Raw genomic sequence first — 13,877 nt, 5'->3', positions numbered from 1 at the left:
AACCGGGTCGTCCGGGGGCGGGTTTCTTTCGCACAGGAAGGAGCCCGCACATGACTTCGAAGGCGCCCCCGATCCCCAAGGAACAACAGTCCTTCCGAGGCGGCCGGCCCGCTATCACCGGCTCGGCCCACGGTCGCCGCGACGGCAAGATCAGCCTGCGCTCGTCTCAGCCCGGCGACGGCGACGTGAACCTGAGGCAGCAAGGCCGCCAGGGAAACATCCACCAGAACGTCGACACCGTTCACGCCCGCACCCAGGATCGTTGAGCCGATCAAGGCCTTGCGCGGCGAGCTACCGGCTCGCCAGCCACAGCGGGTGTTCCAGCTGCAGGGCCACGAAGCGTTCGGTCGCCTCGCCATAGGCCTCGCCCACGGCTTCCAGCATCGCCTCGATCGGCTGGCCGGAGGTCAGCTTGAGGGTCCGGCTGAAGGTCGGCGGCTTGTCGGCGCCGTAGATCGTCAGCCCGCCGCGGGAGGTCGCCCCGCCCGGCGCCACCGCCCAGGCCTTGGCGCGGTAGGTCCGCGTCCAGCCGTCCAGGGCCGCGCCGAAGGCCAGTTCGTCGAAGCCATCCTCCAGCTTCAGCGCCACCTGATCGTGCCGCCAGAAGGCCGAGGCATTGCCCGCGGCGGTTCCCATCGCCTCGATGGTCAGCTGGTAAGCGGTGGCGTCATGGTCGCGGCTGGGCGCAGGCAGGCCCATGCGCCGAGCCGTACCGAGCATGGTCTCCTCGCCCGCCAGTTCGGCCAGCAGGGCGAGCGCGGCGGGGGCCGAGGCGCTGACCCCGGCGCTGGTGGTGATCTTCCTGTCGGTGACCCAGCGGGCGTCCTGGCGCCAGGCGACCGCCGGATAGGCCTTCACCCGCTTACCGTGCGAGGCCCAATGGGCGGTGGCCTGACGGCCGTCCAGCAATCCGGCCTCGGCCAGCACCAGCGCTCCGTCGCAGATCGAGACGATCCGTACGCCGCGCTTGGCCTGCGTGCGCAGCCAGGCCGCCCGCTCCGGGTTCCTCGTGTCCATGATGAAGGGCACGATGATCATGTCGGGCCCGCCGGGATAGCGGCGGTCGAAGGAGGCCTGGGTCTCTTGCGGACGCACCCAGGCCACGCCCGGCATCAGGCGCACCGGTTCGGCGGTGGAGGAGACCACCTTCACCTCCACCGCGCCGGATTCCGTCAGGATCGCGAAAGGGGCGGTCAGGTCGGTGATCTCGGCGCCGGAGGGATCGGCGAGGATGGCCACCAAGGGCTTGGCCAACGACGGCGAGGCCAGGCCCAGGGTCAGGATGACCGCGAGGATCAGGCCGCGGATCATAGGGCCGGCTCCAGCCGGTCGGCGGCCTTCTGCGCGGCCTCGCTGCGGGCCTGTTTGCCGCGATCCAGGAACGCGCGGACGGTGGCCAGGATCTCGGGGCTGGCCAGCTCCGGCCGGCCTGACTGGAAGGGCGGCGCCGGGGCGTATTCCAGGCTGAGCTGCAGGGTCTTGGCGAAGTCCTCGCCGGCCAGTTCGGCGACCATGACGAAGGCGAAGTCGAGCCCCGCGGTCACCCCGCCTCCGGTGATGATGTTGCCGTCGCGCGCCACCCGGCTCTCGTCGACGATCGCCCCGAACGGCAGCAGCAGCTCGCGCCAGGCCCAGTGGCAGGCGCTGCGCTTGCCGCGCAGGAAGCCGGCCGCCGCCAGGATCAGCGAGCCCGTGCAGACGCTGGTCAGGTACTTGGCGCCCGTCCCCAGCCGGCGGATTTCGGCCATGAAGGCCTCGTCCAGCATCGCGTCGGTGGCGCCGAAGCCGCCCGGCACGCACAGCAGGTCGCAATGCTCGACCTTGGACAGGTCGGCGAGGTTTCCGAAGGTCAGGCCGTCGGCGGTGATGTCCTGGCCGCCCATCGAGGCCACCGTCACCTTCGAATTGGGCAACCGGCACAGCACCTGGTGCGGACCGGTGAAGTCCAGGTGGGTGACGTCGGGATAGAGCGGGATGACGATCTGCAGTTCGGCCATGGAAGCCTCCTATTTGACGAGCCATGGTGCGCGGCCTAGCGTTCGGCTGAAATGACAATCTTCCCTCGGAAACTGCCATGCCGCGCAAACTGGGCCTCCTGATCTTCCCGAACTTCCAGATCCTCGATGCGGCCGGGCCCATCGCCGCTTTCGAGATCGCCGAGCGCTATGCCCCGGGCAGCTACGACATCCGGATCATGGCGAAGGAGCCGGGCCTGGTGACCTCCTCGTCGCGGGCGGCCATGGCCGCCGAGGCCTTGGCCGACCTTCCGCTGGACACCCTGGTGGTCGCCGGCGGCGACGGGACCCGCGCGGCGATGTTCGAGACCTCGTTGCTCGACTGGATCCGCGCGGCCTCCGGCCAGGCCCGGCGCACGGCCAGCGTCTGCTCGGGCGCCTTCCTGCTGGCGGAGGCTGGGCTGCTGGACGGCCGGCGCGCCACCACCCACTGGCAGCGCTGTCCGGACTTCGCGCGGCGCTATTCCCGGGTGAGGATGGAGCCCGACCGCATCTTCGTGCGCGACGGCGATATCTGGACCTCGGCCGGGATCACGGCGGGGATCGATCTCTCCTTGGCCCTGATCGCCGAGGACCTGGGCGAGCCCATCGCCCGTGCGGTGGCCCAGCAGCTGGTGGTCTATCACCGCCGTCCGGGCGGCCAGTCGCAGTTCTCGGCCCTGATCGAGATGGGCGGCCAGGGCGGCCGCTTCGCCACGCTGCTGGACTGGATGCGCGAGCGCATCGCCGAGCACCTGCCGGTGGAGCGCCTGGCCGATCGGGCGGCCATGAGTCCGCGCCATTTCGCCCGCGCCTTCGCCGCCGAGACCGGCCTCACCCCGGCCAAGGCGGTGGAGCGGCTAAGGCTGGAGACCGCCCGCGAGCGGGTGGAGAGCTCGTCGGAGCCCATCGACCGGGTGGCGGAAAGCTCGGGCTTCGGCGATCCCGAGCGGATGCGCCGCGCCTTCCTACGCGCCTTCGGCCAGCCGCCACAGGCGCTGAGGCGGGCCGCCCGGGCCTAGGACGGCGTCGAGGCTTGCGGCTTGGGCGGGATCGGGGCGCTGGTGGGGGTCACCTTGCCGGCGGCGGGTTCGGCCTTGGCCGCGTCCGGCGTGGCGGCGGGGGTCTCGATCTTGGGCTCGACGGTCACCGCCGAGGACAACCGCAGTTCGCCGGCGATCTCCGTCGGCGCGGGAATCCCCGGCGCGGAGGTGAAGCTGGCATAGGTCGGCTCGGCCGTGAGCTCCGGCGCCGGAACCTTGCGGCCCGCGGCATAGGAGCGTCCGGCGTCGCGGCCGAAGCGATAGAAGACGTGCAGGCCCACCTGGGCGGTGCGCAGCATGCGCGGCCCCCAGTTCGGCGCCACGTTGGTGGTGTGGAAGTGGGTCGAGTCGCCGACGCTGGCCATCACCACCCCCGACAGGGCCTTGGCCGCCACCCGCTGGGCGCGGAGCCAGGCCCCGGCCTCGCGGCCCCGGCGCATGGAGCCGTCGCAGGCGAAGCTGAACTGGCAGCCGCGGCTGCGGGCCGCGCCCTGATAGACCACGCTGCAGACGCTCTTGGGGAAGGCCGGGTGACGCACGCGGTTCAGCACCACCTGGGCCACGGCCGCCTGGCCGGCCGGGGTCTCGCCGCGGGCCTCGAAATAGACCGCCTGGGTCAGGCATTCGAGTTCGCGGGAGGCGCTGAGCGCGCCGGACGCATGGAACGGCGCGGCGGGACGGACGAAGGCAGCGCGCTGCTTGAGGGGTTGGGCCGCGACGGGGGCGGCGTCCAGCCGAGCGGCCAGGTCGACGCTCTGACGGTCGCGCTCGACGGCCTCGGTCCCGGTGATGGACATGGTGAACGGGTCGTGGCGGCGGGCCACGCGCAGCACCCCTGGATCCATGGCGGCGGCTTCGCGCTGCAACACGGATTCGGAGAAGCCGCCGGCCGCCGCCTCGGCGAGGCGTTCGGCCCGGGCGTGGTCGGAGGCGGCGCGCGCCATGCCGCCGGCCATGTAGGCCGCGCCGAGCGCAAGGCCGATGCCGGAGCCGATCAACGCAGCGCTGATTGACGCACGCCGATCGGCGCGCGCCTTGATACTGAATTGCAAAGGAAATCTAGTCCCGTGTGACGAGGGCGGTCGCGCCCCCAGACATCGTCGTCACAAGGCCCCTGCTCATGCTGGCGGCGTTGTGACCAGAGCCTGTCCGAGTACACGTGGGATGGCAGGCTACGGCGAAGTTGATGTGTTTCTGACAGGCTTGGCCACGATTCGCAAGCTTATATTGCAGTGCAGCATGAGATATTTCCGTGGGTTAAGCTTAACGCGCACCCCCAGAGGCCTTCCGGAACCTCCGCCTTAGCCCGCCGTTCCCGTTGCGACGCTTGAAGCTTCTGGAGCTGAACCTATGCACAAGACCCTGACCTTGATCGCCGCCGCGGGCCTGGCCCTGACCCTGGCCGCCTGCGGGCACAATGTGGAACAGCGCGCCGCCACAGGCGCCGCCACGGGGGCGGTGGTCGGTGGTCCGGTCGGCGCCGTCGCCGGCGCCGCCGTGGGCACGGTGGTCAGCAAGGCGACCGACAAATAGCCACAGGGTCCTCGCCGGCCGGGCGAGGACCGAAGGACGCCGCATAGTCCGGTTGGGTCATGCGTGCGTCCGGGCGCTCCCCCAGACTCGTATCCGTCAAGGAAGCGAGTCTTGGGGGAGTTCGCCGTGCTTCACGTCACCTTCGCCCTGGCGGTCCTGATCGCGGTCGTCGCGATCGCCGCCACGGGGGCGCCGTATTTCTGACCGCTAGTTTCGCCCGATGCTGAAACAGGTGGTCTTGGTTCTGATTCTCGCCGGCGCGGCCCTGCCCGCCCAGGCCGCGCCCGCGGCCGGCTGGCGCGTGCAGCAGGCCTGCGCCATGCAGCGCTACCTGCGCGCCACCCCGGCCTTCGCCAGCGACTGGGGCCGCGACGCCGCCCAGGTCTCCCTGGGCTCGGGCGGCTTGGCCCTGCGTCGCCGCGACGACCCCGAGGCTCGCGCCCGCTTCGACATCGCCATGCGTTCCGGCCGCGCCTTCGCCGACCGCGCCGCCGCCCAGCTCGCGGCCCGCGAGGGGATCACCGAGGAGGAAGCCACCCGTCGCATCGGCGCCGACCCCGGCCCCTGGCCGGTGGTGACGCCGGTCAAGTGCGAGGCCCTGGAACGCCGGGCGGAAGCCCACCGGGCGCCCAGAGGTCAGTAACCTCCTTCCCCGCTCGAGGGGAGATGAGGCGAGTTGGCGGTCGCCCTCGAGGTCCCGCCACCCTGCTGACAGGTTTGGGCTCACGGCGCGCTAGCATCGCGGCATGATCGATCCTACCTTGGCGTTCATGCCCCGTTCCGCCGAACCCACCGTCCCCGCTGGCGTCGCCGACATGTCGGGCGCCTTCGACTATGACGAGACCGCGCTGCCGATGCTGTGGAAGCCCCACCGCCCGGCGCGGCCGGAGAAGTCCGAGGGCGGCAAGCGGTTCAAGCTGGTCTCCGACTACGAACCGGCCGGCGACCAGCCGACGGCTATCGCCGAGCTGGTGGCGGGGCTGGAGGGCAAGGAGCACGACCAGGTGCTGCTGGGGGTCACCGGCTCCGGCAAGACCTTCACCATGGCCAAGGTCATCGAGCAGACCCAGCGCCCGGCCCTGATCCTGGCGCCCAACAAGACCCTGGCCGCCCAGCTCTATTCCGAGATGAAGAGCTTCTTCCCCGAGAACGCGGTGGAGTTCTTCGTCTCCTATTACGACTACTACCAGCCCGAGGCCTACGTCCCGCGGACCGACACCTATATCGAGAAGGACTCATCGATTAACGAGCAGATCGACCGGATGCGCCACTCGGCCACCCGGGCGATCCTCGAGCGCGACGACGTGATCGTGGTCGCCTCGGTCTCCTGCATCTACGGCATCGGCTCGGTCGAGACCTACACGGCCATGACCATGACCCTGGAGCCCGGCCAGCGGATCGACGAGAAGCGGCTGATGGGCGACCTGGTGGCCCTGCAGTACAAGCGCAACGACGCGGCCTTCGAGCGCGGCTCGTTCCGCCGCCGGGGCGACACCCTCGAGATCTTCCCGGCCCACTACGAGGACCGCGCCTGGCGCATCAGCCTGTTCGGCGACGAGATCGAGACCGTCACCGAGTTCGACCCCCTGACTGGCAAGAAGACCGCCGACCTTGAGGGGATCAAGATCTACGCCAACAGCCACCACGTCACGCCGAGGCCGACCCTCAACCAGGCGGTCATCGCCATCAAGGCGGAGCTGAAGGAGCGCCTCGACTGGCTGGTGGCCAATGGCAAGCTGCTGGAGGCCCAGCGCCTGGAGCAGAGGACCAATTTCGACATCGAGATGATCCAGGCCACCGGCTCCTGCGCCGGCATCGAGAACTACAGCCGCTACCTGTCGGGCCGCCGCACCGGCGAGCCGCCGCCGACCTTCTTCGAGTACATCCCCGAGAACGGCCTGCTGTTCGTCGACGAGAGCCACCAGTCGGTGCCCCAGATCGGCGGCATGTACCGCGGCGACTACCGCCGCAAGTTCACCCTGGCGGAATACGGCTTCCGCCTGCCCTCCTGCCTCGACAACCGCCCGCTCAAGTTCGAGGAGTGGGACGCCATGCGGCCGGCGACGGTCCACGTCTCGGCCACCCCGGGCGACTGGGAGATGGAGCGCACCGGCGGCGTCTTCGCCGAGCAGGTGATCCGCCCCACCGGCCTGATCGACCCGCCGGTGGAGGTGCGCCCGGTGACCACCGGCGGCTTCAGCCAGGTGGACGACGTCATCGACATGGTCCGCCAGACCACGGCCAAGGGCTATCGCAGCCTGATCACCGTCCTGACCAAGAAGATGGCCGAGGACCTCACCGAGTACATGCACGAGCAGGGCCTGCGCGTGCGCTACATGCACTCCGACATCGACACCATGGAGCGGATCGAGATCATCCGCGACCTGCGCCTGGGCGCCTTCGACGCCCTGGTGGGGATCAACCTGCTGCGCGAGGGCCTCGACATCCCCGAATGCGGCCTGGTGGCCATCCTCGACGCCGACAAGGAGGGCTTCCTGCGCTCCGAGACCAGCCTGATCCAGACCATCGGCCGGGCCGCGCGCAACGTCGACGGCCAGGTGATCCTCTATGCCGACCGCATCACCGGCTCCATGGAACGCGCCATGGCCGAGACCAGCCGCCGCCGGGAGAAGCAGGAGATCTACAACCTCGAGCACGGCATCACCCCCGAGAGCATCAAGAGCTCCATCAAGGAGATCCTGGCCAGCGGCTACGAGCGCGACCGCCCGCTGGTCAGCGCCGGGGTGGCGGAGGACTCCAAGCCGTTCCTCGGCGACAACTTCAAGGCCACCCTGCGCGACCTCGAAGCCAAGATGCGCCAGGCCGCCGCCGACCTGGAGTTCGAGACCGCCGCGCGCCTGCGCGACGAGATCAAGCGGCTGAAGATGCTGGACCTGGAATTCGCCAACGACGTGCTCACGGCGCCGGGCGAAGAGGTGGATCGCGGCGCGGTGAAGCGGGTGAAGGCCGAGGCGCGGGCCGAGGCGCAGGAGCGGTTCCGGAAGGGGAAGTTGTAGGAGTTGGAGGTCGCCGCCACCCCCGCCTAGCGCAACGCCAGCAGGCTCACCGACGGCAGCTCGGTCTGCAGGCGGATCACGGTGGGGGCCCTGAGCTTGGTCGCGGCCCGCTGCGCCATGTCGCGGCGGCACTTCAGGGTGGTCACGTCCATCTCACGCACGCCGTCCAGGCCTCGGGTGTCGCAAAATAGCGACGCGGCGTCGTTCATGCGCTGGACGGCCAGATAGGCGCCGGCCTTGGTGTCCAGGTTCAGATCCCGCACCTTGACGACCATGGCCGATTCCGCGCGGGCGACCCCGCTCAGCAGCAGCGACATGGTGACGAGGTAGGCCAGGTGTTTCATCGCGATCCCCCTGTCGGGCGGGCGCCCGCGCGGGTCTCGAAACCGAGGGGGAAGGTGCGCGGGCGCACCCTCCCCTAGGGGTTCAGCGTTCCGCCAGAATGATCGGCGGCCGTGCTCCGGATTCATCGTACCGGGCGGTCACCAGCGGCGCGTCGAGCTTGTTGACGGCGAGATACATCATCCTGTCGCGGCACGCCCGGGCGTTCGACCGTTCCTGGAGGGTCGTCACCCGCGCGGTGTCCTGACAGAAGGCCTTGGACGCCGACTTGATGCGGCGCAGCGCCCGCTCGGCGCCAGTCCCGGCGTGCAGGTTCAGGTCACCGACGGCGACCTTCATGTCGGCCCGCTCCCCCTGCGCGAACGCAGGGGTTCCGGCGAACGCCGCACCCAGGAAGGCGGATGCGGTCACAATGGCGATTAGCTTCGATTTCATGGTCTGAGCCCTCGTTTTGGTGGATGGCTTCCAGTCAAGGACCCGCGCGAGCGGAAGCTGTCGCTCGCCCTCTCAACCAGAAGCGAGCGCCAGGTGAATTCCTCGGCGATCAGGCCGAGCGCGGATCGAGTTGGGAACTATGCTTGAGCGGCGGCGGACGCTTGCCGAGCGTGGCCGGGAGGATGGTCAGGCGGCGCGGGCGCGCCGCTTCATACCCTACGAAACAACGCGCCTGGATTGCCGATCCAGAGGCGCACACGTAAGTGGAGAGCCATGATGCCCCCTCCTACAGTCTAGGATCGCAAGTGATTGAGTTTTCGTCCCTTGCGGGTAGTATTACTACCGCATTTGAAATATACTCTAATCCTATTAACTGTCATCATGTTTATTGAACATAAATACTATTTAATATGTCCAAAGCTAAGCTTTATACATGGCTAAGGTTGCTGAGACGAAATGGAAGCTTGGCTAGGCGCGAAGCGCCCCGCCTCACCCGAACCACCCCGCCTTCTCCAGCGGGATTTCCGCCACCACCCTCACCACCCCGCCCTGGCGGCGCTCGACCTGCAGGGTGTCGATGAGGCCGGTGATGGAGAGGTCGCGGGCGTTGATCGCCGCGGCGGTCTTGCGGGCGGCGGCGTAGTCGTGGTCGGTGGTGACGGTGATGTGCGGCAGGTAGGGCATGTCCGGGCGCAGGGCCGCCTCGATCGGGCCGACGTGCAGGCGGTCGTGCAGGCGGGCGATGGCGCCGAACCCCTCGTCCGGGATCAGGAAGACGTGGAAGCCCCCGACCGCCGGCTCCGGCGCGACCAGGGCGCAGCGCAGGTGGAAGCGGATCGGCGCCACGCCCTTGACCTGGGCGGCGACCAGTTCGGCGAAGGCCTTGGGCGGCATCTGGGCGCCGGGGAAGACCAGGGTGAACTTGGGCGGGCCGGGATTGCCGGTGCGCTTGCGGCGGATGTCGGTCAGCCAGGCCAGTTCGGCCTTGTGAAACTGGGGTCTGGCGACGACTTCGAGCACTTCCATGGGTTCTCCCCCGCGCGGGCGGCTGAACGGCGATGCTACACCGATCTCCACCTAGACGCGCGAAGCTGGACCGCTGCGTGTCACCCAAATTCAACACCGGGCGAATAGTCGTGCTTAACGCCAACCCATCTGCTGGCGCGGGTGGAACTTCGGCCCCACCTCAAACGTAGGCACTTCAAAGGGCGTCCCAAGTCGAAGCGGTCCATGGGGGACCACAGGCGCGCCCCGGGGATGGACATATGTCGCCTCCGCTTTCCGTCGTGGCCGACAACTCGGCCCCTAAGATCGCCCCGCCGAAGCTCAACGAGCTCTCCGAGCGCATCCGCCGCCTGCAGGCCGAGGCCAAGGGCCTGGCCCGCGAGCACATCCGCAGCCTGGAAGCCGCCCTGATCGAGGTCGAGCGCCTGTCGGCCGAGATCGCCGAGGGCGGCGAGGCCTATCCCGCCGGGGTGCGCGACATCGCCCGCCGGCTGGCCGAGGACTGCGAGCACAAGGTCCAGGCCATCGAGGCCATCGCGTCGCGGAACTAGGCGGCTCCAGTTCCTCCCCCAGCGCGCAGCGCGGTTTCGGGGAGGTGGCTCGATGCGCGGCGTCGAGACGGAGGGGGCTTCATCCACGACGGGACGAGTCAAAGTCCCCCTCAGCCGGCCATTCGGCCGACAGCTCCCCCAGGAGGGGAGCAATTGGGTGCGCCGGCGCCTCACTCACATAACGCGTTCTGTCGGTTGGCGCCCTTCCTGCTGCCTAGCTCCGTGAGTGTGCAGCAATGGAGCAGGTAGATGGTCGATCGAGTTCAAGCCCTGGCGGCCCTGACCGTGGTGTCCGACGTCGCCCCCACCCGTGTTTCCGGCGGTCCGCGCGAGGTCGCCCTGGCGCCCCGTGAGAGCGTCTCCGAGCGCGTCCGCCGCCTGCAGGCCGAGGCCAAGGGCCTGGCCCGCGAGCATATCGGCGCCCTGGACGAAGCCATCCTCAAGGTCGAGCAGCTGGCCTTCGAAATCGCCGACGGCGGCGAGGCCTATCCGGCCGGCGTGCGCGACCTGGCGCGTCGCCTGGCCGACGATTGCGACGCCAAGCTGATGACCATCCGGGCCATCGCCGGGCGCTGAGGCGCCACTGAACTGTTGTGTTGGTTGCGTAGCTTACCCCTCTCCCCTTGCGGGAGAAGGTGTCGGGTCCGCCCGACGGACGGTCGCGCAGCCCCGTCCCGCCCACGCCTCTGGCGCGCCGGCGGGATAGACAAGCAGCGTGGTCCGCCTGGTCCCATCCCCCCCGGAAGGGCCGCCTTCTCCCGCAAGGGGAGAGGATTGTTTTCCTCCCCCATTCGTGGGGGAGGGGGACCGCGAAGCGGTGGAGGGGGCGGCCCCTCGCACGGCGTCCGGTCTCGTCCCCTCCACCACGCTACGCGCGGTCCCCCTCCCCCGTAAACGTGGGAGGAAGAGGGCTACGAAACCAGATCCCGGAACTCCTGGCTCCGGCGCAGCCAGGCCGCCGCATAGCCGCAGATCGGGGTGATCTTCAGGCCCTGGGCGCGGATGTCGGCGGCGAGCGCCGCCATCAGCCGGCCAGAGGCGCCCGTGCCCCACAATGGGACCGGCGCCTCTACGTGGTCGATATAGATCCGGTCGTCCACGAGACGGTAGTCGGCCCAGGATGTCATCCCGTTCTCGTCCATCTCGTAGCGCTGTTCGTCGACGTTGTTTCGAAGCTCGCTCATGACGACATCATAACCCCTTCCTTCGGCCATTCGATCCCGGCTAGCGTGCATCCGCACACTTCCAGGGAGAGCGGCGATGGTTCGGCGGGCTTTGACGATGACGGTCGCGCTGCTGGCGCTCGCAGCCTGCGGCAAGAAGGAAGACAAGACCGCCGCCGTGGGCGACGCGGCGCCGGCCGCGGCCACCGCCCCGGCGCCTGCGCCCGCCGCCATGCCCAGGCGCAAGCCCGGCCTCTGGACCCAGACCGTGTCCATGGAGGGCTTCAGCCAGACCACCCGCATCTGCCTGGACGCGGCGGCCGAGGCCAAGCTCTCCGTGGTCGGCGGCCAGATGAGCCAGGAGGCCTGCAGCCAGACCGCCATGACCCCCAAGCTGGGCGGCGGCTGGAGCTTCTCATCGACCTGCGACATGGGGTCGGGCGGCAAGACCACCACCACCGGGGTCATCACCGGCGACTTCGGCTCCAAGTATCGGATGGAGGCCGACTCCACGACCGAGGGGGCCGGGGCGCCGCAGATGAATGGCGCGCGCAAGATGGTCATGGAAGCCGCCTGGCAGGGCCCCTGCCCCGCCGACTTCAAGCCCGGCGACATGGAGATGCCCAACGGCATGAAGATGAACATGCTGGCCATGGGCGGCTCGGCCGCGGCGGCGAAAAAATAGTCCGGACCGAGGGAGCTTCACGGTTTCTCAGGGCGTTCATGCTCAAGTCATCCAAGCTCGGCCATAGGAACCGTCCCCTACGGTTTCCGGCGGGGCCAGGGAGGGGACTCATGTTCGGCCTGCGCCATCTGTTGCTCGCCGGCTCTGTCGGGATAGGGCTGGCCGCCTGCGGCTCGGCCGACATTCCGCCGAACCGCCAGCCGGGCCTGTGGGAGCAGAACGTCCGGATCGGGCCTCTGGCCAAGGTCACCAATGTCTGCCTCGACGACAAGGTCGCCAAGACCGCCGACTGGTGGGGCGTCCAGATGAACCGGGGGACCTGCAAGGCCCACACCTTCAAGGGCCGCGAAGACGGCGGCTGGGACTTCACCTCGACCTGCGACATGGGGACCAACGGCGTGGTGGTCACCAAGGGCGTGGTCTATGGCGACTTCATCCATCGCTTCATGGTGCGCGGGACCCAGACCACCACGGGCGCCCTGCTGAAGGCCGCCAACGGGACGCGGCCGGTGGCCATAGATTCCAAGTACCAGGAAGCCTGCCCGGTCCCCTACCAGCCCGGCGACATGTGGATCGAGGGCCTGAAGCCCAAGCCCGACGAGAGCACCCTGAAACAGGTCGGGCCGGTGAATTTCAACGACAACGCCGTGCCGATCTCGCAGGCGATGACGGCGAAGAAGCCGGCGGCGGACTAGGCAAGCGAACGCCCCCAATTGCTCCCCCTCTGGGGGAGCTGTCGGCGAAGCTGACTGAGGGGGACTTTGACTCGCTTGTGGGCTTCAACCCCCTCCGTCTCGTCGCAAAGAGGCGACGATCCACCTCCCCCAAATCGCGCTGCGCGCTGGGGGAGGAATTGGACCCTAGACCAACTCCACCGCCATCGCGGTCGCTTCTCCACCCCCTATGCAGAGGCTGGCGACGCCCTTCTTGCCGCCGCGGGCCTCCAGCGCCGAGAGCAGGGTCGCCAGGATCCGCGCGCCCGAGGCGCCGATGGGGTGGCCCAGCGCGCAGGCGCCGCCGTTGACGTTCAGCTGCGCCCGGTCGATGCCCAGATCCCGCTCGGCGATCATCGACACCACGGCGAAGGCCTCGTTGACCTCCCAGAGGTCGACGTCCTTGGCGCTCCAGCCGGCCTTGGCCAGCGCCTTCTGCATGGCCGGGACCGGAGCGGTGGTGAAGAGGCCCGGCTCATGGGCATGGCCGGCATGGCTGACCACCCGGGCCACCACCTTCAGGCCCAGCTTCTCGGCCACCGAGGCGCGGGTCAGGACCAGGGCCGCGGCCCCGTCGCTGATGGAGCTGGCGTTGGCCGCCGTGATCGCGCCGTCCTTGCCGAAGGCGGGCTTCAGCGTCGGGATCTTGGCTGGATCGGCCTTCAAAGGCTGTTCGTCGGCCGAGACGGTCTCGGTCCCCTTGCGGCTCACCACCTGGACCGGGGTGATCTCGCGGGCGAAGGCGCCGCTCTCGGTGGCCGCCTTGGCGCGGGTCAGCGAGGAAATGGCGTACTCGTCCATGGCCTCGCGGGTGAACTGGTAGGCCTTGGCGGTCTCGTCGGCGAAGGAGCCCATCAACCGGCCGGGATCATAGGCGTCCTCCAGGCCGTCCAGGTACATGGAGTCCGAGATCGTATCGTGGCCGATGCGGGCCCCGCCGCGGTGCTTGGCCAGCAGGTAGGGGGCGTTGGTCATGCTCTCCATGCCCCCGGCGATGACGATGTCCACCGAGCCGGCGGCCAGGGCGTCATGGGCCATGATCGCGGCCTGCATGCCCGAGCCGCACATCTTGTTGACGGTGGTGGCCTCCACCGACTTGGGCAGGCCCGCGCCCAGGGCCGCCTGGCGGGCCGGGGCCTGGCCCAGGCCGCCCGGCAGGACGCAGCCCATGATGATCTGCTGGACGGCGTCGGGGCTGAGCCCTGCCCGCTCCACCGCCGCCTTGACCGCCGCCGCGCCGAGATCGGTGGCCTTGACCGGGGAAAGCACGCCCTGGAAGCCGCCGATGGGCGTGCGGGCATAGGAGGCGATGACGACGGGATCGGCGGCGGACATGGGCGGGCTCCGGAAATGTTCCTGGCTCATGTGCGCCGCACAATGGACGAGTTCAAGCCCG

At 69.3% G+C, this 13,877-nt stretch carries 17 protein-coding genes; 9 read left to right on the top strand and 8 right to left on the bottom strand.

Translation table 11 applies throughout. The annotated features are described in order from the left end of the window. Positions 1–50: 50 nt before the first annotated feature. The gene (locus tag V6M51_RS02100; RefSeq protein ID WP_332764215.1) at positions 51–266 is read left to right on the top strand and encodes a hypothetical protein; all 216 of its coding nucleotides are present in this window, start codon (positions 51–53) and stop codon (positions 264–266) included. A gap of 25 nt (positions 267–291) precedes the next feature. On the opposite strand, the gene V6M51_RS02095 is transcribed toward V6M51_RS02100, so the two are convergent. Both V6M51_RS02095 and V6M51_RS02090 read right to left on the bottom strand, forming a co-directional pair. Then, positions 292–1,311 (bottom strand): DJ-1/PfpI family protein, encoded by a 1,020-nt coding sequence (locus V6M51_RS02095; protein WP_332764213.1) that lies wholly within the window; start codon positions 1,309–1,311, stop codon positions 292–294. Continuing rightward, positions 1,308–1,997, bottom strand: a complete 690-nt coding sequence (locus V6M51_RS02090; protein ID WP_332764211.1) for a DJ-1/PfpI family protein — start codon at positions 1,995–1,997, stop codon at positions 1,308–1,310. Before V6M51_RS02090 ends, V6M51_RS02095 begins: the two co-directional genes overlap by 4 nt. Positions 1,998–2,074: 77 nt before the next feature. Here V6M51_RS02090 and V6M51_RS02085 point away from each other — a divergent pair, with 77 nt between their 5' ends. Beyond that, complete coding sequence (locus V6M51_RS02085) at positions 2,075–3,016, top strand: GlxA family transcriptional regulator (protein ID WP_332764209.1); 942 nt, start codon at positions 2,075–2,077, stop codon at positions 3,014–3,016. Here V6M51_RS02085 and V6M51_RS02080 read toward each other — a convergent pair. Continuing rightward, the gene (locus V6M51_RS02080; protein ID WP_332764207.1) at positions 3,013–4,089 is read right to left on the bottom strand and encodes a cell wall hydrolase; all 1,077 of its coding nucleotides are present in this window, start codon (positions 4,087–4,089) and stop codon (positions 3,013–3,015) included. The genes V6M51_RS02085 and V6M51_RS02080 overlap by 4 nt on opposite strands. 298 nt (positions 4,090–4,387) lie before the next feature. Here V6M51_RS02080 and V6M51_RS02075 point away from each other — a divergent pair, with 298 nt between their 5' ends. The 3 genes from V6M51_RS02075 to uvrB all read left to right on the top strand — a co-directional run bounded on the left by V6M51_RS02075 (position 4,388) and on the right by uvrB (position 7,587). Beyond that, positions 4,388–4,570 (top strand): hypothetical protein, encoded by a 183-nt coding sequence (locus V6M51_RS02075; RefSeq protein ID WP_332764205.1) that lies wholly within the window; start codon positions 4,388–4,390, stop codon positions 4,568–4,570. A gap of 238 nt (positions 4,571–4,808) precedes the next feature. Next, positions 4,809–5,213, top strand: a complete 405-nt coding sequence (locus V6M51_RS02070; RefSeq protein WP_332764203.1) for a hypothetical protein — start codon at positions 4,809–4,811, stop codon at positions 5,211–5,213. Positions 5,214–5,340: 127 nt separating this feature from the next. Beyond that, positions 5,341–7,587 carry an excinuclease ABC subunit UvrB gene (uvrB, locus tag V6M51_RS02065; protein WP_332764708.1) on the top strand — a complete coding sequence of 749 codons (2,247 nt, stop codon included), beginning with the start codon at positions 5,341–5,343 and terminating at the stop codon, positions 7,585–7,587. Positions 7,588–7,613: 26 nt separating this feature from the next. Here the strand turns inward: uvrB and V6M51_RS02060 are convergent, their stop codons facing one another. The 3 genes from V6M51_RS02060 to V6M51_RS02050 all read right to left on the bottom strand — a co-directional run bounded on the left by V6M51_RS02060 (position 7,614) and on the right by V6M51_RS02050 (position 9,390). Continuing rightward, positions 7,614–7,931, bottom strand: coding sequence for a UrcA family protein (locus V6M51_RS02060; RefSeq protein WP_332764202.1), 318 nt, complete (start codon positions 7,929–7,931; stop codon positions 7,614–7,616). An 82-nt stretch (positions 7,932–8,013) separates the two neighbouring features. Beyond that, complete coding sequence (locus V6M51_RS02055) at positions 8,014–8,364, bottom strand: UrcA family protein (protein WP_332764200.1); 351 nt, start codon at positions 8,362–8,364, stop codon at positions 8,014–8,016. A 489-nt stretch (positions 8,365–8,853) separates the two neighbouring features. After that, complete coding sequence (locus tag V6M51_RS02050; protein WP_332764199.1) at positions 8,854–9,390, bottom strand: 2'-5' RNA ligase family protein; 537 nt, start codon at positions 9,388–9,390, stop codon at positions 8,854–8,856. Between the two features lie 239 nt (positions 9,391–9,629). On the opposite strand from V6M51_RS02050, the gene V6M51_RS02045 reads away from it, so the two are divergent. Then, positions 9,630–9,920 carry a hypothetical protein gene (locus V6M51_RS02045; RefSeq protein WP_332764198.1) on the top strand — a complete coding sequence of 97 codons (291 nt, stop codon included), beginning with the start codon at positions 9,630–9,632 and terminating at the stop codon, positions 9,918–9,920. Positions 9,921–10,169: 249 nt separating this feature from the next. Continuing rightward, positions 10,170–10,496: a hypothetical protein gene (locus V6M51_RS02040; RefSeq protein WP_332764196.1), complete on the top strand. Its 327-nt coding sequence runs from the start codon at positions 10,170–10,172 to the stop codon at positions 10,494–10,496. Positions 10,497–10,831: 335 nt separating this feature from the next. Here the strand turns inward: V6M51_RS02040 and V6M51_RS02035 are convergent, their stop codons facing one another. Then, positions 10,832–11,104: a GNAT family N-acetyltransferase gene (locus tag V6M51_RS02035; protein WP_332764195.1), complete on the bottom strand. Its 273-nt coding sequence runs from the start codon at positions 11,102–11,104 to the stop codon at positions 10,832–10,834. A gap of 97 nt (positions 11,105–11,201) precedes the next feature. On the opposite strand from V6M51_RS02035, the gene V6M51_RS02030 reads away from it, so the two are divergent. Beyond that, positions 11,202–11,768 carry a DUF3617 domain-containing protein gene (locus tag V6M51_RS02030; protein ID WP_332764194.1) on the top strand — a complete coding sequence of 189 codons (567 nt, stop codon included), beginning with the start codon at positions 11,202–11,204 and terminating at the stop codon, positions 11,766–11,768. A 110-nt stretch (positions 11,769–11,878) separates the two neighbouring features. Continuing rightward, positions 11,879–12,463, top strand: coding sequence for a DUF3617 domain-containing protein (locus V6M51_RS02025; RefSeq protein WP_332764193.1), 585 nt, complete (start codon positions 11,879–11,881; stop codon positions 12,461–12,463). A 165-nt stretch (positions 12,464–12,628) separates the two neighbouring features. Here V6M51_RS02025 and V6M51_RS02020 read toward each other — a convergent pair whose 3' ends face one another. Next, positions 12,629–13,816 carry an acetyl-CoA C-acyltransferase gene (locus tag V6M51_RS02020; RefSeq protein ID WP_332764192.1) on the bottom strand — a complete coding sequence of 396 codons (1,188 nt, stop codon included), beginning with the start codon at positions 13,814–13,816 and terminating at the stop codon, positions 12,629–12,631. Positions 13,817–13,877 lie beyond the last annotated feature (61 nt).

This window comes from Phenylobacterium sp. (assembly GCF_036677185.1).
Taxonomy (GTDB): Bacteria; Pseudomonadota; Alphaproteobacteria; order Caulobacterales; family Caulobacteraceae; genus Phenylobacterium.
This window is presented reverse-complemented; position numbering and strand designations above follow the sequence as displayed.